Source organism: Streptomyces sp. NPDC023481 (assembly GCF_055560195.1).
This window is the reverse complement of sequence record NZ_JBVHJE010000003.1, coordinates 224,494-244,167: the sequence shown is the minus strand read 5'-3', so window position 1 is coordinate 244,167 and position 19,674 is coordinate 224,494. Positions and strand designations below refer to the sequence as shown.

Annotated in this window: 16 protein-coding genes; 9 read left to right on the top strand and 7 right to left on the bottom strand. The window is 71.7% G+C overall.

Features of this window, described 5'->3' with window-relative positions; genetic code table 11:
* Nucleotides 1-469 precede the first annotated feature (469 nt).
* The 3 genes from ACZ3ZD_RS08595 (at nt 470) to ACZ3ZD_RS08585 (ending at nt 4,611) form a co-directional block, all read left to right on the top strand.
* Nucleotides 470-3,157: a bifunctional acetate--CoA ligase family protein/GNAT family N-acetyltransferase gene (locus tag ACZ3ZD_RS08595; RefSeq protein ID WP_467394975.1), complete on the top strand. Its 2,688-nt coding sequence runs from the start codon at nt 470-472 to the stop codon at nt 3,155-3,157.
* Nucleotides 3,158-3,448: 291 nt separating this feature from the next.
* Nucleotides 3,449-3,907: a Crp/Fnr family transcriptional regulator gene (locus ACZ3ZD_RS08590; protein ID WP_467394973.1), complete on the top strand. Its 459-nt coding sequence runs from the start codon at nt 3,449-3,451 to the stop codon at nt 3,905-3,907.
* A 44-nt stretch (nt 3,908-3,951) separates the two neighbouring features.
* On the top strand, nt 3,952-4,611 hold the full coding sequence (locus ACZ3ZD_RS08585) for a CBS domain-containing protein (RefSeq protein ID WP_467395323.1): 660 nt from the start codon (nt 3,952-3,954) through the stop codon (nt 4,609-4,611).
* A gap of 126 nt (nt 4,612-4,737) precedes the next feature.
* Here the strand turns inward: ACZ3ZD_RS08585 and ACZ3ZD_RS08580 are convergent, their stop codons facing one another.
* Nucleotides 4,738-5,463: a CBS domain-containing protein gene (locus ACZ3ZD_RS08580; RefSeq protein WP_467394971.1), complete on the bottom strand. Its 726-nt coding sequence runs from the start codon at nt 5,461-5,463 to the stop codon at nt 4,738-4,740.
* 167 nt (nt 5,464-5,630) lie between these two features.
* Nucleotides 5,631-7,349, bottom strand: a complete 1,719-nt coding sequence (locus ACZ3ZD_RS08575; protein WP_467394969.1) for a GAF domain-containing sensor histidine kinase — start codon at nt 7,347-7,349, stop codon at nt 5,631-5,633.
* A 248-nt stretch (nt 7,350-7,597) separates the two neighbouring features.
* On the opposite strand from ACZ3ZD_RS08575, the gene ppdK reads away from it, so the two are divergent.
* Nucleotides 7,598-10,285 (top strand): pyruvate, phosphate dikinase, encoded by a 2,688-nt coding sequence (gene ppdK, locus ACZ3ZD_RS08570; RefSeq protein ID WP_467394967.1) that lies wholly within the window; start codon nt 7,598-7,600, stop codon nt 10,283-10,285.
* 59 nt (nt 10,286-10,344) lie between these two features.
* Nucleotides 10,345-10,803: a pyridoxamine 5'-phosphate oxidase family protein gene (locus ACZ3ZD_RS08565; RefSeq protein ID WP_467394966.1), complete on the top strand. Its 459-nt coding sequence runs from the start codon at nt 10,345-10,347 to the stop codon at nt 10,801-10,803.
* 80 nt (nt 10,804-10,883) lie between these two features.
* Here ACZ3ZD_RS08565 and ACZ3ZD_RS08560 read toward each other — a convergent pair whose 3' ends face one another.
* Both ACZ3ZD_RS08560 and ACZ3ZD_RS08555 read right to left on the bottom strand, forming a co-directional pair.
* Nucleotides 10,884-11,558 carry a helix-turn-helix domain-containing protein gene (locus ACZ3ZD_RS08560; protein WP_467394964.1) on the bottom strand — a complete coding sequence of 225 codons (675 nt, stop codon included), beginning with the start codon at nt 11,556-11,558 and terminating at the stop codon, nt 10,884-10,886.
* Between the two features lie 20 nt (nt 11,559-11,578).
* Complete coding sequence (locus ACZ3ZD_RS08555; RefSeq protein ID WP_467394962.1) at nt 11,579-12,646, bottom strand: zinc-dependent alcohol dehydrogenase family protein; 1,068 nt, start codon at nt 12,644-12,646, stop codon at nt 11,579-11,581.
* A gap of 421 nt (nt 12,647-13,067) precedes the next feature.
* On the opposite strand from ACZ3ZD_RS08555, the gene ACZ3ZD_RS08550 reads away from it, so the two are divergent.
* Together ACZ3ZD_RS08550 and ACZ3ZD_RS08545 are read left to right on the top strand one after the other, a co-directional pair.
* The gene (locus ACZ3ZD_RS08550; protein ID WP_467394960.1) at nt 13,068-13,640 is read left to right on the top strand and encodes an Rv1733c family protein; all 573 of its coding nucleotides are present in this window, start codon (nt 13,068-13,070) and stop codon (nt 13,638-13,640) included.
* An 87-nt stretch (nt 13,641-13,727) separates the two neighbouring features.
* A complete protein-coding gene (locus ACZ3ZD_RS08545; RefSeq protein ID WP_467394958.1) occupies nt 13,728-14,903 on the top strand; it encodes a site-2 protease family protein in 1,176 nt (391 codons plus the stop codon).
* Between the two features lie 230 nt (nt 14,904-15,133).
* Here ACZ3ZD_RS08545 and ACZ3ZD_RS08540 read toward each other — a convergent pair whose 3' ends face one another.
* On the bottom strand, nt 15,134-16,042 hold the full coding sequence (locus ACZ3ZD_RS08540; protein ID WP_467394956.1) for a universal stress protein: 909 nt from the start codon (nt 16,040-16,042) through the stop codon (nt 15,134-15,136).
* Nucleotides 16,043-16,067: 25 nt separating this feature from the next.
* The gene (locus ACZ3ZD_RS08535) at nt 16,068-16,973 is read right to left on the bottom strand and encodes a universal stress protein (protein WP_467394954.1); all 906 of its coding nucleotides are present in this window, start codon (nt 16,971-16,973) and stop codon (nt 16,068-16,070) included.
* Nucleotides 16,974-17,190: 217 nt separating this feature from the next.
* On the opposite strand from ACZ3ZD_RS08535, the gene ACZ3ZD_RS08530 reads away from it, so the two are divergent.
* Nucleotides 17,191-17,847, top strand: coding sequence for a CBS domain-containing protein (locus ACZ3ZD_RS08530; protein ID WP_467394952.1), 657 nt, complete (start codon nt 17,191-17,193; stop codon nt 17,845-17,847).
* Between the two features lie 124 nt (nt 17,848-17,971).
* Nucleotides 17,972-18,697, top strand: coding sequence for a response regulator (locus ACZ3ZD_RS08525; RefSeq protein ID WP_467394950.1), 726 nt, complete (start codon nt 17,972-17,974; stop codon nt 18,695-18,697).
* Between the two features lie 18 nt (nt 18,698-18,715).
* Here the strand turns inward: ACZ3ZD_RS08525 and ACZ3ZD_RS08520 are convergent, their stop codons facing one another.
* On the bottom strand, nt 18,716-19,330 hold the full coding sequence (locus ACZ3ZD_RS08520; protein ID WP_467394948.1) for a CBS domain-containing protein: 615 nt from the start codon (nt 19,328-19,330) through the stop codon (nt 18,716-18,718).
* Between the last annotated feature and the right edge of the window lie 344 nt (nt 19,331-19,674).

The following is a 19,674-nucleotide window of genomic DNA, read 5'->3' as shown; positions in this document are numbered from 1 at the left end:
GCCGGCGGGCGATACAGGAGAACGCCAAGGCCGATGATCAAAGCTTTCAGCGCGTCATGAGCCGGTCGTACCCGGCGCGAGAGGCCGATAGGCCCTCATCGCAGATGAGGGGTGCTCCGTGCAGTAGCAGCGAACGACTGCGGAGGCGTGAACAGCGTCCGTACGTGCCCGGCGGCAGTGCCATCCGGCCCCTGGCACGATGGCCACCACGGTAATGGCCGGCAGGTTCGGCTTACGCCCGGCTCGACGCGACGCCGAACGGCAGGATCAACGCCCCTCCCGCCGCACCGCCAGCATCGGGAGCCGTCTTTGCCGAGTGTGGTGTGCCCCCCGGTCGCCCCGTAGACCTGCGCTGCCGGAACACTCCCCCGGAGGGCCACTCGGCCCAAGGAGCGCCCGATCAGCCCCTGTGCCGGCGCGCCACGCCGCTGGACGCTGAAGGCGGGATCGTCCGGAGGGAGAGTCCGTAATGACCGGCATCCAGGAAGTCCCGGTGCATGCCCTGCTGGCCGACGGAACCACTGTCCGCATACGGCAGGCGGGTCCGGCGGATCGGGAGGAGGTGCAGCGCCTGTACGAGGAGATGGCACCGCAGAACCTGCGGTTGCGGTTCTTCTCCGTCAGCCCGTCCTCCGCCCGGCAGGCCGCCGAGCGGGTGGCAAGGGGCGGACGCTCCGGATACCGCGCGCTGGCCGCCGAGTGCGGTGGGCGGCTTGTGGGGCTGGCCGAGTACGAGGTGCTTCCCGGCGGTAGCACCGCGGAGATCTCGGTGGCCGTGGCCGACGACTGGCACCACCGTGGTGTGGGCACCCTCCTGCTGGAACACCTCGCGGACGCCGCGCGGACGGCGGGCGTCACCGCCTTCAGCGCCGACGCCCTGGCCGAGAACCACGACGTGCTCAAGGTCTTCCACGACCTCGGGCTGCACGTGGCTCGCCACTTCGACGGACCCGAGGTGCACTGCTCGGTCGAACTCACCGAGGACGAGACCTACCTGAGCGCGGTCGAAGCCCGGGGCCGGGTCGCCGACGTCATCAGCCTGCAGCCGCTGCTGCGGCCCGGCGCGGTCGCGGTGATCGGCGCGGGCCGCAGGCCTGGGTCGGTGGGTCGCGCGATCCTGCGGAACATCGACAACGGTTCCTACGCCGGGCGACTGTTCGCCGTGCATCCGGAGGCCTCCGTGATTGCCGGGGTGCACGCCTGTCGGTCCGTCGCCGACCTGCCGCGGGTGCCGGACCTGGCCGTGATCGCCGTACCGGCCGCCGCCGTCCCCGAGGTGGCCGAGGAATGCGGGAAGGCCGGCGTGCGCGCCCTGCTCGTGGTGTCCGCGGGCCTGGACACGCACCACAGCAGCGCCCTGATGGACGCGTGCCGACGCCACGGCATGCGGCTCGTCGGCCCGAACTGCCTGGGCCTGGCCAACACCGAGGACGACGTCCATCTGGACGCCACCTTCGCCGCCCGGCACCCCGGGGCCGGGACAGCCGGTGTCGCCGTGCAGTCGGGTGGTGTCGGCATCGCGCTGCTGGACGGGCTGGCCCGGCTCGGCGTCGGGGTGTCGACCTTCGTCTCGCTCGGCGACAAGTACGACGTCAGCGGCAACGACATGCTCCAGTGGTGGGAGAGCGACGGGCACACCGACCTGGCGCTGCTGCATCTGGAGTCCTTCGGCAATCCTCGCGCCTTCTCGCGCACCGCCCGCCGGGTGGCCCGGTCGATGCCGGTGCTGACCGTGGACGCCGGCCGGTCCGAGGCCGGGCGTCGGGCCGCGGCCTCGCACACGGCGGCGGCGGCCACCCCGACCATGACCCGGCAGGCCCTGTTCACCCAGGCCGGCATCACCGCCACCCGCACCATCGGTGAACTCCTGGACACCGCTGCCCTGTTGCATGCGCAGCCGCTGCCCCACGGTAAGAAGGTCGTCGTCGTCAGCAACGCGGGCGGGGCCGGTGTCCTGGCCGCCGACGCGTGCGTGGACGCCGGGCTGGTGATCCCCCCACTCGCCGCCGACCTGGTGGACGAACTCCTCGCGCTGCTGCCCGACGGCGCCACCGTGACCAACCCCGTGGACGTCACGGCGGCCGTCGGCGAGGAGCAACTACAGGCATGTGTCAGCCTTCTGGCCCAGCACGACGCCATCGACTCCGTCCTCGTGAGCCTGGTCCCCACGGCGGTCGCCGCGGCCACCGGAGAAGACCTGGCGCGCGGCCTGACCTCGGCTCCTGGCCCGCTCGGCCGCCCCGTCGTCGCGGTGCTCCCCGCACAAGCGGCCCGCGTCGAGCTGCTGCCCATCGCCGACAGGGGCACCTTGCCCGCGTACTCCGACGCCGAGGACGCCGCCCGTGCCCTGGCCCACGCCGCAACGCGCGCCGACTGGCTCGCCCGGCCGCCGGGCGCCGTACCGAAGTTGCCGGACGTGGAAACCGCACGCGCGAAGGACCTGGCCAGCGCCTGCCTGGAGGCCCATCCGGAGGGCGGCTGGCTCGACCCCCAGACCACGGCCGTGCTCCTGGGCTGCTACGGCATCCGACAGATCCCCTGGGGGTGGGCGCGGGACGAGAACGAGGCGGTCGAAGCGGCCGAACGGCTCGCCGGACCGGACGGACGAGTGGTCATGAAGGCGTACTGGCCGGGTCTGGTCCACAAGAGCGAACAGCACGCCCTCCACCTCGACCTGCAGAACGCTTCCCAGGTCAGGGCGGCCCACCGCGATCTGGTCACCCGGTTCGGCGACCGGATGACCGGAGTGGTCGTCCAGCCGCTCGCCGAACGGGGCACCGAGTTGTTCGCCGGGGTCGTCCAGGACGAGGTCTTCGGGCCGCTCGTGGTGTTCGGCCTCGGCGGTACCGCGACCGAACTCCTCGCCGACCACGCCGCCAGGCTCGCGCCGCTGACCGACCTGGACGTGCACGACCTGCTCGCCTCCCCACGCTGCTCTCCCCTGCTGTTCGGCTATGCCGGCAGCCCTGCCGTCGACCTCGCCACCCTGGAGCAACTCCTGCACCGCCTCTCCCGGATGGCCGCGGACCTTCCCCAGCTGGCGGAGGCCGACCTCAACCCTGTGCTGGCCGGGCCACGCGGCGTCACCGCCCTCGACGCGCGCGTACGGCTGGTCCCGCGCCGCCCCCACGACCCGTACCTGCGCCGACTGCGCTGACCGGTCACGACCGCCGAAAGGGAGGACCGCCATGAAGCCCACGAAGATCGGCGACGCAGTGAGCGACGACGACGTCACCGTCCCGTACGGGCGCCCCCCCCGTTCTGGACGCGGCCAGGGCGGACCATTCGGGTATGCGGCACCGGCTCGGTCCGGGTCTATGGGCGCCGACCCGGCGACGCACCGCGCGATGTGGGCCGAAGGGCTCACGGCCCGGTCCGGGTGGCCCGTGGCGTCGGCGGCAGAGGTCGCGCACGCTGGGACCGACAGCCCAGGAAGGGAGCCGGTGCGATGACCTCCGCGACCACCATGAGCACGGCGCTCGAGCCCGTGCACCGCGAACGGCTGATGCGCCTCGCCCGCGAGGTCTCCTTCGAGGCCGGGACCCGCCTGTTCGAGGAGGGCCGGCACGCCGACCGCTTCTGGATCGTCCGCACCGGAACCGTCGCCCTCGACCTGCATGTGCCCGGCCGCCGCCCGGCCGTGGTCGAGTCGCTCGGGCACGGCGAACTGGTCGGCTGGTCCTGGCACTTCCCGCCGCATCTCTGGCAGCTGGGCGCCGAGGCGATGACCCCGGTACGGGCCTGGGAGTTCGACGCCGAGGCGGTGCGCGCGATGTGCGCCGCCGATCCGGCGTTCGGGCGGGCCGTAGCGGTGTGGGTGGGACGCGTGGTCGCCCAGCGGCTGCACGCCACCCGGGTCCGGCTGCTCGACCTGTACGCCCCCTACGGCAGCGGTGGCCTGTCGTGACCGCGCGCACGCTCCGTCCGGCCGAACGCCCATGGGAGGACAGCATGAACACCAGCCCCCACCGGGTGAGCGACGTGATGACGCATGCCGTCGTCGCGATCGGCCGCAAGACCCTGTTCAAGGACATCGTCGAACGCATGGAGCAGTGGAAGGTCAGTGCCCTTCCCGTGCTGGAGGGCGACGGGCGGGTGATCGGGGTGGTCTCCGAGGCCGATCTGCTGCCCAAGGAGGAGTTCCGGGACAGCGATCCTGACCGGTTCACCCAGCTGCGCCGGCTGCCCGACCTGGCCAAGGCCGGGGCGGTGTCCGCCGAGGAGCTGATGAGCAGCCCGGCCGTCACCGTCCATGAAGACGCCACGCTCGCCGAGGCGGCACGGATCATGGCCTTGCGGCATGTCAAGCGGCTGCCCGTGGTGAATGCCGAGGGCGTGCTCGAAGGTGTTGTCAGTCGCGGGGATCTGCTGAAAGTGTTCCTGCGGCCCGACAACGACCTGGCGGACGAGATCCGGCGCGACATCGTCGACGTTCTCTTCCCGGCCCCGGTCGAGCCCGTCCACATCGTCGTCCGCGACGGCGTCGTGACCCTGACGGGACGCGTCGGGGACGCCGCGCGGATTCCACTGGCCGAGCGCCTGGTCCGGGGCGTGGAAGGGGTCGTGGGCGTGGACTGCCGGCTTACCGCCGCCGACTCCGACGCCGGGTGACGCCCTCGGCGCAGCCGATCGGCATGCGTCGATGCCTCCGACCGCCCAGCTCACTCGACCATGAGGCTGAGCCGTGCCCCCAGCGCCACAGCCTCACCCGTGCCACGGTCGTGGGAGGCGTCTGTGTCATCGCCCCGCCCCTCCTTCGGCTTGCGATCCGCTCCGCCAGGCAGGGGCCGACCGTTGCGGGTCCGGCAGGTCCGGGTCGAGGTCCGGGTGGCGGGGGGTGCCGCTGAGGGCACAGTGCACGTCCACCACGCCCGCGACGGATCGCGCGAGGCGGGCGGCGAGCGGAATCAGAGCGGTTTCGCGGACCCGGCCCGTGAGGGTCACGACACCGTCGCGCACCTCGATCCGGATCGCTCCGGCGTGTGCGGCGAAGAGCCGTGCGACGACCTCGTGCCGGACGTCCTCGGCGATGTCCGAGTCGTCCCGCAGGAAGACGCTCAGCAGGTCGGACCGGCTGACGATGCCCTGCAGGGTTCCGTCGGGGCCGACCACCGGCAGCCGCTTGACCCTTCTGCGAGCCATGACGCGCGCGGCGTGGGCCAGGGTGGCATCGAGTGTCACAGTGACAGCCGGAGCGGTCATCAGCTCGCCGGCGGTCACCGCGTCCGCCTTGTGGCCCTCCTGCCCGTAGCGACCCGTGCCGCCCTCGCTGTACTCCTCCTTGGGCAGCAGATCGGCCTCGGAGACGACACCGACGACGTGTCCACGGTCGTCCAGCACGGGGAGGGCGCTGACCCTCCACTCCTGCATGGTCCGCACGATGTCCTTGAAGACCGCGCCCGTGCGCAGGGCGACGACCCTGCGGGTCATCACGTCGCTCACGTCGGTGGGAGTGCCTGTCATGGCGTCCTCCAGGGAGCCGAGGTGCCGTCTTACGACGCCTTCAGGCTGCACCGGCGAGTGGTCGCGGCACATGGGCCGAGTGGCCCGTACCTGGGCCCCTTGCCGGTGTGGTCCGCCACCCGCGGGCCCGCCGGATTCCGCCCCGCGCCGGGGAGGTGTCCGCTTCCCTATGTGCGGGGCAGGGGCACCCTCCAGCGCAGTGTGGCACCGCCGCCGTCGGGGCCGGCCACGTCGAAGTGCCCGCCCAGCTGCTCGGCGCGCTCGGCCATGTTGCGCAGCCCGCTGCGCCGTCCGCCAGGGGGGATGCCCACGCCGTTGTCCGCGACCGTGAGAGTGACCTCTCGGCCGTCGGTGGTCAGGACCACCTGCGCCCGGTCGGCGTGGGAGTGACGGGCGATGTTGGTGAGGGCCTCGGCGAGGACGGCCACGAGGTGGTCGGCGATCTCCTGCGGGACATCGGTGTCGAGCAGACCCTCGATGCGCACGCTGGGTGTGAAACCCAGCACCGGGGTTTTCCCGCCGACGACGTCCACGACGCGGGCCCGCAGCCCGGCGTCGACGGCGCTCCCACGGGCGCGCAGCCCGAAGATGGTCGACCGGATGATCTTGATGGTCTCGTCCAGGTCGTCCACGGCGCGCAGCACCCGCTCGGCGGCCTCGGGATGCTCGATGAAGCGGCCCGCGCTCTGCAGCGTCATGCCCGTCGCGAAGAGCCGCTGGATGGCCAGGTCGTGCAGGTCCCGGGCGATCCGATCGCGGTCCTGGAGGACCGCGATCCGTTCCGCGTCCTTGCGGCGCTCGGCCAGTTCCATCGCGATCGCGGCCTGCGCGGCGAAGCCCCGCAGCTTCTGGGTCTCCTCGTCCGAGAAGACCGGCGCGCCGGTTTCCCGGGCCACCAGCACCACGCCGCGCACGCCGCCGTCCTTGGTGCCGATGGGGACGGACACGGCGGGGCCCAGCCCATGGAAACGCGGCGGATCCGGGGAGATCCGCTCGTCCTGGTGCACGTCGTCGCTGGTGGCCGGCTCGGCAGTGGAGAAGGCAAGGCCCATGAGCGTACCGGCCAGGGGCAGCACCAGCCCACGGTGTGCCTCCGCGTCCACGCCCACGGCGATCTCCACGGTGAGGGACTCGGTGGCCGCCATGGGCATCGCCACCGCCGCCAGGGCCGACCCCATGTTCTCGCGTGCCCGTTCGGCGATCAGTTTCAGGGTCTCGGCGCGTTCGCTGCCGGACATCAGGCTGTGGGTGATCTCGGCGTTCGCCAGCAGCCAGCGCTCGCGCAGCCGGGTCTCCTCGTACAGCCGGGCGTTGTCGATCGCCACGCCGGCCGCCACGGCCAGCGTGGACAGTACCGACTCGTCCTCCTCGTCGAACTGCACTCCCCCGCGCTTCTCGGTCAGGTACAGATTGCCGAAGACCTGATCCCGGACCCGGATCGGCACACCCAGGAAGCTGTTCATCGGCGGATGATGGGCCGGGAAGCCGTACGAAGCCGGGTGCTGGGATATCTTCTCCAGTCGGAGCGGCTCCGGGTGCCGGATGACTTCTCCGAGGATGCCGTGGCCCTCCGGGAACCGGCCGATCTCCGCGATCTGCTCCTCGGTCACTCCGACGGTGTGGAAGGCCGAGAGGGATCCGCCGTCGGGGGCGATGACGCCGAGGGCGGCGTATTCGGCGTCGACGAGCACGGCGGCCGCCTCCACGATGGAGCGCAGTGCCTGTTCGAGGTCCAGTTCGCGGCCGACGGAGAGCACCGCCTCCAGCAGGCTGTGTACCCGGTCCCGGGTCCCGCGGGCCGCGTCGATCCGGGCCTGCAGCTCCTCCAGCAGCTCGTCCAGCTTCAGCTGGGGCAGTCGTACACGGGGCTCTTCTCGGTGTGTCACGCCGCTCCTCCGTGTCCCCTCGCGCACGAGTCCGGACTGTCGCGGTCACTGCCCACGCTACCGTCATGCGACGACACGAGCAGTACGGCCGTACCAGTGGCCGGAGACCGCCTCCCGACGTCCGAACGGGCCGCGCCATGCCGCTCAGGGCCGGTCGGCCCACGCCGCGGGACAGAGGGCACCTGCCCCGGCGCGGCACTCTCTTCCAGGCTGGGAAGCACGAGACCTCGGAGCCGAGGAGTGGCGTCATGGTCCGCTATGTGTACGACTTCCAGGACGGTGGCCGTGACCTGGCCGGCCTCCTCGGCGGCAAGGGCGCGAACCTGGCCGAGATGACCCGGCTGGGACTGCCCGTACCGCCGGGATTCATCGTCTCCGCCGAAGCCTGCCGTGCGTTCCTGGCCACCGGTAAGGAACCGGAGGGCATGTCGGCGGAGGTCTCCCGGCACCTTTCGGCGCTGGAGGCGGGTGCCGGGCGGCTGCTCGGGCAGGGTGACGACCCGCTGCTGGTGTCCGTCCGCTCCGGGGCCCGCTTCTCGATGCCCGGCATGATGGAGACGGTCCTCGACATCGGCCTCAACGACGACTCCGTGCTCGGCCTGGCCAAGGTGTCCGGTAGCGAGCGCTTCGCCTGGGACTCCTACCGCCGGCTCGTCCACATGTACGGCAGCACGGTGATGGGAGTCGATCCGGCCCTGTTCGACGAGGCCATGACCCTGCTGAAGGGCGCCCGCGAGGCCCCCGACGACCTCCATCTCGACGCGAGCGACCTCGCATGGCTCGTGGAGACGTACAAGAGCCTGATCCGGGACGAGACCGGCCGCGACTTCCCTCAGTCCCCCGCCCAGCAGCTCCAGCAGGCGATCCTCGCCGTCTTCCGGTCCTGGAACGCCGAGCGCGCCGTGCTGTACCGGCGGCGCGAGCGCATCCCGGCCGACCTGGGAACGGCCGTCACCGTGCAGCGCATGGTGTTCGGCAACCTCGGCCCCGACTCGGGCAGCGGCGTCGCCTTCACCCGCGATCCGGCCACCGGGCACCCCGGCCTGTACGGCGACTACCTGCCGAACGCCCAGGGCGAGGACGTCGTGTCCGGCGTGCGGGACGCCGTGCCGCTGGCCGGGCTGGAACGGCTGGACCCACGCTCGTACCGGCAGCTGCGCGATCACGCGCAGCTGCTGGAACGGCACTACCGCGACCTGTGCGACATCGAGTTCACCATCGAGCGCGGAACGCTGTGGATGCTGCAGACCCGGGTGGGCAAGCGCACCGCCGAGGCCGCCTTCGCCATCGCCGCCGAGCTGGTGCAGGAAGGTCTCATCAGTCCCGACGAGGGCCTGGCGCGGGTGAGCGGTGAGGGGCTGGCCCGGCTGATGTTCCCGCGCTTCGACACCACCGCCACCGGCGAGACGCTCGCCCGCGGTCTGCCGGCCTCGCCGGGCGCCGCGGTGGGCGCGGCCGTGTTCGACTCCGCGGAGGCCGTACGACGTGCCGCGGCCGACGAGAAGGTGGTACTCGTCCGCGAGGAGACGACGCCCGACGACCTGCCCGGGATGGTGGCCGCGCAGGCGGTGCTGACCGGCCGCGGCGGCAAGACCAGCCACGCGGCCGTCGTCGCCCGTGGCATGGGCAAGGTGTGCGTGTGCGGGGCGCAGGACATCACCGTCAACGCGGGGGCACGGCGTTTCACCGCCCGTGGCGGCGTTGTCGTCGAGGAGGGCACCGTCATCTCGGTCGACGGTTCCACCGGTGACGTGTACCTCGGGGCAGTCCCGTTGGTCGCGTCGGCGACCATGCGCTACCTGGACAGCGGAGAGCAGGCCGACAGCGTGGTCTGCGCGGTGGCCCGAGCGCTGGGCCACGCCGACTCGGTACGGCGGTTGGAGGTCCGCGCCAACGCCGACACCCCCGAAGACGCCGCCCGGGCCCGGAGGTTCGGAGCCAGGGGCATCGGACTGTGCCGCACCGAGCACATGTTCCTCGGCGAGCGGCGCAAGCTGGTCGAGGAGATGATCCTCGCCCGTACGGATGCCGACCGCGACCGCGCGCTGGCGGTTCTGCTGCCGCTCCAGCGGCGGGACTTCACGGGCATCCTGGAGGCGATGGACGGCCTCCCGGTCACCATCCGGCTGCTCGACCCGCCGCTGCACGAGTTCCTGCCCGACCGCACCGACCTGACCGTCCGCATCGCCACCGCCGAGGCCACGGGACGACAACCGGACGCGCATCACGTGGAGTTGCTGGCAGCGGTGAACCGGATGCACGAGGAGAACCCGATGCTCGGCCTGCGTGGCGTGCGGCTCGGCCTGGTGGTTCCGGGACTGGTCGCGATGCAGGTCCGGGCGATCGCCGAAGCGGTCGTGGAGCGCACGCGAGCGGGTGGATCTCCGTGTGCGGAGATCATGGTGCCGCTCGTCGGCGCCGTCGAGGAACTGCGGCTCGCCCGCGACGAGGTGGCCCGCGTTCTGACCGACGTCGGCGAGGAGACCGGCACCCCTGTCCACTGCCCTGTGGGCACGATGATCGAACTGCCCCGGGCGGCGCTCACGGCCGGCCGGATCGCCGAGGAGGCGGAGTTCTTCTCCTTCGGCACCAACGACCTCACCCAGACCACATGGGGGTTCTCCCGGGACGACGTGGAGGCCGCGTTCTTCTCGGCCTACCTGGACAAGGGCGTCTTCGCCGCCTCGCCCTTCGAGACGCTCGACCGCGAGGGGGTGGGCCGACTGGTCCGGATCGCCGTCGAGGAGGGTCGTGCGGCCCGCCCGGACCTCGAGACCGGCGTCTGCGGCGAGCACGGCGGCGACCCGGAGTCGATCCACTTCTTCCATGAGGTCGGCCTGGACTACGTCTCCTGCTCGCCCTTCCGGGTCCCGGTGGCCCGTCTCGAGGCGGGCAGGGCGGCGCTGGCGGACATGGACACGAGTGACAGCAGGTGAGGGCGACGCAGGGTCACTTCATCGGCACGGGTCCGACCGGCAGCGGAAGGAAGCACGTGATGGCAGCCAGTGAGATGCGAGCACTTCAGCGCATCGACCTCGACCACGCCGAGGCGCTGCGGCTGCTGGGCAGCGTGTCCCTGGGCAGAATCGTCTTCACCCGGCAGGCCCTGCCCACCGTCCGCCCGGTCCACCACGTCCTGGACAACGGGGACATCGTCATCCGCACGCATGACGGTGCTGCGCTGACATCTCACGCGCAGCAAGCCGACAGCATGGGCGTCGTCGTGGCGTACGAGGCCGATGCCATCGACCCGGACACCCATCTCGGCTGGAGCGTGGTCGTCACGGGGTATGCCCAGTTGGTGACCGACCCGGTCGAACTGGAGCGTATCCGCGGGCTGCTGCAGCCTTGGGCACCGATGGAACCTGTGGACCAGGCGGTGCGCATCCGCCCCGAACTGGTCACCGGTCTCCTCCTCACCGCGACGGGCGGAGCGGCCGACACAACCGGCTGACGTGCAGGTGTATACGCGGCAGAGGCGGTACGAGTGTCGAGCCACTCCTACCGCCTCTGCCCTGCTGGAACAGCGGACGCTCACACGGTGATCCGGCGTCCCGTGACCACCTCGGAGTCGATTCGCACCCACCGTTCGCGGTGTCCGCCCGCCCATGGCTTGCTGTGTGCCTTCTCGGCGTACCAGCGCTGCTCCCGTGGATCCAGGACCATCCGCCCGACGCCGCGCACCAGGACACTCCAGCCCTGGCTGAACGCCTCGTCGATGCGGTCGACCTCGAATGCCACTTGGCGGCCGTCCGTCAGTGCCGGTGTGGCGCCGGTAGCCGTCCGGAAGACGATCGCACCATCCACGACGCTGTAGTTGACCGGCACGATCACCGGTCCGGAACTCGTGGAGACCGCCAACCGTCCGACTCCGTGCGAGCCCAGCAATGCCCGGCACTCGGCAGTGCCCAATTCCGTGAAACGGGGTTCACGGGCGGCGCGACCGCGTCCGGGTGACACGTCGACCGCGCCGCCGGTCAGCTCGTTCACGGTGGTTTCCAACACCTCGGCCAGCCGGTGCAGTACGCCGGAGCCGGGGGCGGCACCGGGATGTTCTTCCAGGTATCGGAGGTAGCCGACGGCCATGCCGGCACGGGCGGCCGTCTGCCTTCGTGTCAGACCGAGTCGGGTCCGCTGGGCGGCCAGGCGGCGGCCCAGGTCGCCCAGTGGCGCCTCCCTCGCGACATGTGCGCTGGTCTGTTCGGTCATGACCGTCCTGCCCTTCTCGATCAGGCCGCGGGAACGGCCACTTCCGCGTGTTGCTCCCCGCCCAGCACCACCTTCAGCGCGCCGGTCTCGGCGGCCTTGGAGAAGACGTCGTACGCCTCTTCCATGTGGTTCAGCGGGAAGGTGTGGGTGACCAGCTGCCCGGTCGGCAGCCGGCCGGCCGCGGCCATCCGCAGCAGGGTCGGGGTGGAGGAGGTGTCCACCAGACCGGTCGTGATCGTCACGTTCTTGATCCACAGGTCTTCGAGGTGGAGCGTGGCGGGCTTGCCGTGCACGCCGACGTTGGCGACATGCCCGCCGGGGCGGACCACGCGGGTGCACAGCTCGAAGCTCTCCGGAACGCCGACCGCCTCGATGACCACGTCGGCCCCGAGCCCGCCGGTGAGGTCGTCGACCAGGCCGGACGCCTCGTGCACCTCGGCCACCGCATCGGCGCCGAGCCGGTGCGCGGCCTCCAGGCGGGCCGGAGCCAGGTCGACGGCAATGATCCGCTCGGGCGAGAACAGCCGGGCCGTGGCGATGGCCGCGAGTCCGATCGGCCCGGCACCGACGATGGCCACCGTGTCGCCCGGACGCACGTGCCCGTTGAGGACGCCCACCTCGTAGGACGTCGGGAAGATGTCCGCGAGCAGGACGGCCTGTTCACTGGGAACGGCGGTGGGCAGCGGGTGGACGGACAGGTCGGCGTGCGGTACGCGGACGTACTCGGCCTGGGTGCCGTCGACGAGGTGGCCGAGGATCCAGCCTCCGCCGCCCCGGCACTGTCCGTAGGAGCCGTCCCGGCAGAACCGGCACCGGCCGCACGAGGTGATGCAGGAGAGCAGCACCCGATCCCCGGGGTGTACGGTACGCACGTCGCTGCCTGCGTCGACGATCTCGCCGACCGCCTCGTGGCCGAGCACCGTGCCGGTACGCACTTCGGGCACGTCGCCCTTGAGGATGTGCAGGTCCGTCCCGCAGATGGTCACCGCGCCGACTTTGACGATCGCGTCGGTCGGCTCCTCGACGGCCGGGTCCGGGACGTCCTGCCAGGATGCCTGTCCCGGACCGTGGAAGACGAAGCCTTTCATCGCGCTCCTCACCCTGTGGTCTGCGGCGGGACCAGCGAGCCGGCGCGTACGTCGAGGGACGCGGGCCGGGCTCCGGCACGGTGCCGGGAAGCGCCCCGCACGTTCAGGCTGGGCGGTGCGCGGGAGTTCGCGCTTGGGCCTTCCGGCCCTTGTTCACAGCCGGACGGTGCCCAAGGGCTCACCGGCCCGTGGCAGGGCGGCTTCGGTACCGCGACGGGGCCTGACAGACCCAGATCACTTCCACGCCTACAGCGGTCCTGGGCGTCCCCCTCAGGAAGCCAACCAACAGGGACCAATGGGCCCCACCAGCGCGTGATCGGGGTCCGGGCGGCCTTTCACCGAGCCCTGTCGGCCCCTGTGGGCACGGCCCCCCCGGAGTCACCGTCGAAGAAGGCACCACGACGAGGAGGTGTTCCGTCTCATGAGCACCACGAAGCGGCTGTGGCGGTGGCGGAGCAATCCGCTGCGACGGCACGAGGACGTCGTCGAGGCCTGGGTCGTCCTGGCGGTCTGGGTGATAGTCGCCCTTGCCGGCACCGTCGCCGCACTGGTGACGGCCCGTAGCGCCGAGCACGAGTTCGCGGAGCAGCGCGCTCACAGGCACGCCGTCCGAGCGGTCCTTCTCGCCGACGCGCCACACGAGGTCAGCGCGGACCCGCAGACCGACGGCCGTGTTCAGGGCTCCGTGCGCTGGACAGCTCCAGACGGCATGCCTCGTAGCGGGCAGACGCTGGTCGACGGTGGTCTGAAAGCCGGAGCCTCGGTGACCGTCTGGCAGGACGACCAGGGCAGGCTCACGCTCTCACAGCCGACGGGCCGTAACGAAGGGCACGTCGAGGCCGCCCTCTTCGGTGCCGCGGCCGCCCTCGGCGTCGCGGCTCCGGTCATCGGCGCGGGCGCCGTCGCACGCGCGCGGCTCGACCGGCGTCGCATGGCCCGCTGGGACCAGGAGTGGGATTCGGTGGGACCGCGATGGGGCCCGAAGACGGGCTGAACCGTACGGCCAAGAGCCGCGCCCCTCGCCACCCAGTGAGCAGGCACGGCGCCCACGGTACGCAAGCCGGAGGATGAGGCGAGGTCCATGAACGAGACGCTGTCCCTCGGCCGGATCGCCGGCGTTCGTGTCGGCCTGCACTGGAGCGTCCTGGTCATCGTCGTCCTGGTCACGGTCGCTCTCGCGCGCGGTGAATTCCCCGCCACCCATCCCGGCCACTCCGCCGTGCAGTACTGGGCTCTGGCCCTGCTGGCCGCGGTCGTCTTCCTCGCCTCGCTGCTGGCGCACGAGCTGGCACACGCCCTGGTCGCCCGCCGCAACGGCGTACAGGTCGACGGCATCACCCTGTGGATGCTGGGCGGCGCCGCACGCCTGCACAGCGAGGCCGCGACCCCGGGCGCAGAGCTGCGCATCGCCGCCGTGGGACCGCTCACCAGCCTGCTGGCCGGTGGTGTCCTCGCGGGGGTTGCCGCCGGGCTGGGCGCGCTGCACACGTCCGGGCTCGTGGTCGAGGCGGTCGCCTGGCTGTCCGCGATCAACATCCTGCTGGCCGTCTTCAACGCGCTGCCCGCCGCCCCGCTCGACGGGGGGCGGCTGTTGCGGGCGTACCTGTGGCATCGCACCGGCGACCGGCTGCGGGCCACCCGCGGCGCCTCGGCCGCGGGCCGGGCGCTGGGCTGGTTCATGGTGGTGACCGGCTTCGCGGCCGTGCTCTTCGGGCACAACCTGTCCGGCCTGTGGCCCGCGCTGATCGGCTGGTTCCTCATCGGCGCGGCGACCGCGGAGGCCCGCCAGGCCGAGATGCGCAGCGTGCTGGGCGGTGTCCCGGTCGGCCGCGTCATGACCCCGAACCCGGTCACCGTGCCGGACACGGCGACCCTCGCCGACTTCCTGGCCGAGGGACCCTTCGGTCACTACCGCCACTCGGCCTTCCCGGTGCTGGCCGCAGATGGCTCGGTGGTCGGTCTGCTCAGCGTGCGCCGTGTCGAGATGACGCCGGCCCAGTCGCGTGCGAGCACGACCGTCGGCGAGGTGATGCGTCCGCTGGATGACGTCGTCGTCGCCTCGCCCGAGGAGCCGGTGCTCGACCTGCTGCCTCGGCTGCAGGTGAACCCCGTACGCCGTGCAGTGGTCATGGACGGAGGACGCCTTCTCGGCATCCTCACCGTCGCCGACATCACCCGGGCCCTGGCGTGGCCGGCCGGACCCGCACAGACCCTGCCGCGGAGCACCGACCCGCATCTCACGAAGAAGGCGTCATGACGGGCACAAGCTCGTCGAGATTCTCGTCGTGCCGCTTGCCTCGTGCGTCGCCTGCTCTGCCGGGCGCTTCCTGGAGCGCCATCACGTCGACTGCCGACGGTTGCGTGTGGCAGTGACTTCACGATGACTGACGACCGGCCGGTCCGCGTGGCCAACCACCGCAGGTGACGATCGAGTTCGGCTGGCCCCACCGGGAGAGCCGTCTGTGACCGCCTCCCGTGCGGGCGGGCTCAGACGCGCTCCGGAACCACGGCCACCGGGCAGGCGGCGTGGTGGAGCACCCCATGGGCGACGCGGCCGAGTTGGAGCCCGTAGTGTCCCTCGCGGCGCCGGGCCCCGACGACCAGCAGGTCGGCTTCGCGGGACACCGCCAGCAGGGCGTCGCGAGCGAAGCCCTCGATGGTACGGCGGTACACCTTCAGGTCGGCCGGGATGTCCCGCAGTGCCTCCTCCACCGTTTCCGCGGCTTGCCGCTCCTGCAGGTGGGCCGGTTCCCCGACGATCAGCGGATGCGCGCGGGGCTCGTGCAGCGGACGCCGCCAGGCCCGCACGGCCTCCAGCGGGACCCCGTGCAGCAGGGCCTCCTCGATCGCGAACCGTGCGGCGGCCGAGTGTGCCGGCTTCTCGCTCACCCCCAGGACGATGCGACCGCGTGCCCCCGAGCGGGCCTGGTTGTCGTGGCTTCCGCGCAGGACGATGACCGGGCAGTGCGCGTGCCCGGCCACCGTGACACTGACGGAGCCGAGAAGTGCCTCGGTCACACCGCTGCGGCCTCGGCAACCCAGGACCATCGCGAGGGCGCTGCGGCTCTCCCGTATCAGGCTGTACTCCGGTTCCTCCGGCAGGATCTCGGTGGTGACCTTCACACCCGGCTGCCGGCGGCGGGCGCGCCACGCAGCGGTCTCGGCGATGTCCTGGGCCATCACCTCCTCCGACGGCTCACCGAGGTCGTCGGCCATGGAAGCGCCCTCGTAACGCTCCCAGAGCGAGGCGTGCACCAGACGGAGCGACGCCCCGCGCAGGGCTGCCTCGTCGGCGGCCCACTCCACGGCTCTCAGGCTCGGCTCGGAGCCGTCGACACCGACGACGATCGGGAGGTGCACGGGCTCGTTGAAGGCCCGTGCGGCTGATGCCTTCATGAGTTCTCCTTCTCGGGGCGCCGGCTCAGCTGTGCGCTACGACCGCCACGGGGGCGGTGATGTGATGAAGGGCCGAGTGCGTGACATGGCCGATGTGAGCACCGAAGGCGCCGGTGCGGATGTGCCGGCCGACGACCACCAGGGAGGCGTCGCGGGAATCGTTGACGAGTACCTGGGCGGCGCTGCCGCACCGGCTCGCCTCGATCACCTCGACGTCCGGGAACTTCTGCTGCCAGGGGCGCAGCACCTTGCTCAGGAGAGAGGCCTGTCCGCGCTCGAGCGTGTCGTGGAGTTCGGCGTCACCGGTGAAGCGGTAGCAGGACGTGGGCGGTTCGGGCCAGGCGTGGACGGCCCGTAGAGCGGCTCTCCGGCGAGCGGCTGCGTCGAAGGCGAACTCCAGCAGTGTGTCGTCCGGATGGTCGATGTCGAGGCCCAGGACGACGGGACGGAACGGCGCCGCAGCGGACGGTACGCCCGCCGGGTCCATTCTGTGCTCGTCTGCGGCCTGCTCTTGCGCCCGAACGAGCACCACGGGACGTTCGGCACGGGCCACGACCCCCAGGCTCACCGAGCCGACCATGAAACCGCCGAGTCTGCCGAAGCCCCTCGATCCCAGCACCAGCAGGTCGGCGTAGCCGGCCGCCTCGCACAGGACGTCGGCCACGGTCCCCGTCAGCTGCTCGGTGGTCACTTCGATGCCCGGGTGACGAAGCCGGATGCCGTCCGCGGACTCGTGCGTCAACTGCTGAGCCCAGTGCCGGTAACCGTAAAGGTCCAGCAACGGGGTGCGGGCCACGTAGGTGGGCGTCGGCTCCTGCACATGCACGATCTTCAGGGGCAGGCCACGCAGCAGCGCTTCGCGAGCCGCCCACTCGGCTGCGGCCCGGCTTTCGGGCGAGTCGTCGAGGCCGACGGTGACGGTTCGGGACATGGTCCCCACCTCCCGGTACGCGGTTTCCGCCATCAGCGTGGCGCCCCGGCGCCTGCCGCATCAGGGGCCACAGGGCCCGTTCGGGGACCGACCGGCCCTCTGCGATGCAGTAGCCGGACGAGCCGGTCAGGGGCCGGGCGGCCCCTGGCCCGCCTCCGGCTCCCGGCACACCCTGGAAAGGAGCCGGACACCCCATCGAGGCCCCTGTGGAGTCACCATGTACGGCACCCCGCGCATCGTCAGCGACGTCATGACCCAGACGGTCGCGGCCGTCGGCCGCCGGGCCCCCTTCAAGGAGATCGTGCAGCTGATGCAGGACTGGGAGGTCAGCGCCCTGCCCGTGATCGAGGGCGAGGGCCGGGTGGTCGGGGTCGTGTCCGAGGCCGACCTGCTGCCCAAGGAGGAGCTCCGGGACGACCCCGACGCGGCCTGTCTCCAACTGCGTCAGCCCGTCGACGTGGCCAAGGCCGCCGCCCTCACCGCAGGAGACTTGATGTCATCCCCCGCCGTCACGGTCCGGGCCGCCGCCACGCTCGCCGAGGCCGCACGCATCATGGCGCGAGAGGGGGTCAAGAGGCTGCCCGTGGTGGACGAGGCCGGGCTGCTGGCCGGCGTCGTCAGCCGGGCCGACCTGCTCAAGGTCTTCCTGCGCGACGACGAGGACATCGCGGGAGAGGTCAGGCGCGAGATCGTCTCGTACCTCTTCCCGCCGCCGACGTCGACCGTGCAGGTGGAGGTGCACGACGGTGTCGTGACGCTCACCGGACGGGTCCGCGACACCGCCCTCGTCCCGGTGGCCGCGCGGCTGGTGAGAGGCGTCGAAGGAGTGGTGGACGTGGGGTTCGACCTCGCACATGACGGCGGGACGCAGTAGCCGCGAGGGTTGGCGCCGCCGGGTGACTGGGGCCGGTCGGCCCTGGTGCAACCTCCACCGTCAGGTGATGATCGACGTCTAGGACATCCGGCAGTGTGCCGTCGTCCGAGGAATCGAGGTCGCCATGACCGGGACACGCACCTTCAGCGAGCAGGACCCGATCCGGGTGTTCCTGCTCGACGACCACGAAGTCGTACGGCGCGGCCTGACCGACCTCCTCGACGCCGAACCGGACATCTGCGTGGTCGGCGACGCGGACACTGCCGAACACGCGCTCACCCGGGGCCCGGCCCTGCGCCCGCACGTCGCCGTGCTCGACGTCCGCCTGCCCGACGGCGACGGCATCACGGTCTGCCGCGAGCTGCGCGACCGGATGCCGGAACTGGCGTGCCTGATGCTGACCTCCTTCGATGACGAGGAGGCCCTGCTCGACGCGATCATGGCCGGGGCGGCCGGATACGTGCTGAAGCAGATCAAGGGCTCCGACCTGGTGTCGGCGGTGCGCACCGTCGCCTCGGGGCAGTCGATGCTGGACCCGGCCACGACCGCCCGGCTCATGCGATCCCTGCGGGCCGACCCGGCCGAGGTTCCCTCGCTGCCCCCTGAACTGGCCGGCCTCTCGCCCCGAGAACGCGACATTCTCGCGCTGATCGGCGGCGGTCTGACCAACCGCGAGATCGGCAAGAAGCTGTACCTGTCGGAGAAGACGGTCAAGAACCACATCTCACGGCTGCTGGCCAAACTGGGCGTGCAGCGCCGCGTCCAGGCGGCGGTCCTCGCCTCCCACTTGGACCAGCACGAATCCGGCCCGCACGACTCCCACGAAGTCAAGGATCGTTCGTCCCGCTGAGGCTGGGAGCGGCCGGGATCAGGAAGCGGTGAGCAGGTTGTTCACCTCGACGACGTCGGTGATCTCCTCCACCTCCGCCACCAGCCGGGCCAGTGTCGTCGAGGGCAGCCGCCCGGTCAGCTCCACGATGCCGTCGTGCACGGCCACCTCCACGTTCTCGCGGTCACCCGGTGGGCAGCACCCTGCGATCGTTGCGTCCACCTCCGTCCGGATAGCGGCGTCGTCCCTGATGAGCGACTGCAGCAGCGCATCGCGGCGTACGACGCCCACCAGGCGGCCCTCGCGGTCGGTGACAGGCATCCGCTTCAACCGGGACAGCGCGGCGAGCCAGGCCGCCTCGGCGACAGTCGCGCCTGGCAGCACCGTGATCGCGGGACCTGTCATCAGGTCGGCGGCCAGGTCGCCACGGGCCTTGCCATGGATCCGGCGCTCACGCAGCCTGCCGATGCGGCCGGGCCGGTGACCGGATGCCTCGAAGGCGACCTTGGCCAGCAGGTCGGACTCCGAGACGACGCCGACCACATGGTCCTCGGCGTCCACAACGGGGAGCGCCCCCGCGTGCTCGCGCGCCAGCGAGCGGGCGATGTCGCGGTACGGCAGGTCTTCGCGCAGGGAGGCAGCGGGCACGTCCATCACGTCCCGCACCAGGGGAAGTCCCGGTTCGGGCGGGGACGTGGACTGTGGCGTGAGCGGGGCGGACGGAGGTCCGGGGCGGGCGTAGCGCTATGCAGAGTCGTCGGAGCCTGCGCTTGCGTACCCGCGTGCTTGGCGGCCGCGGTGGCCACGGCACCCAGGTAGCGGAGCAGCGTGTCCTGCCGTGCTGCCTCGCCGGGGCTCCAAGGGCGAGAGGGCACATCCCGCCGGACTTCGGCCCCCGCGGAGAAGTTCTCGTGCTCGTTCACGGCCGCCTCCGGATCCCGTCGAGTTGCCTGTCGCCCCAGTCTTTCGCCCTCGCTGCCCGTGCCTAGTGCCGAACG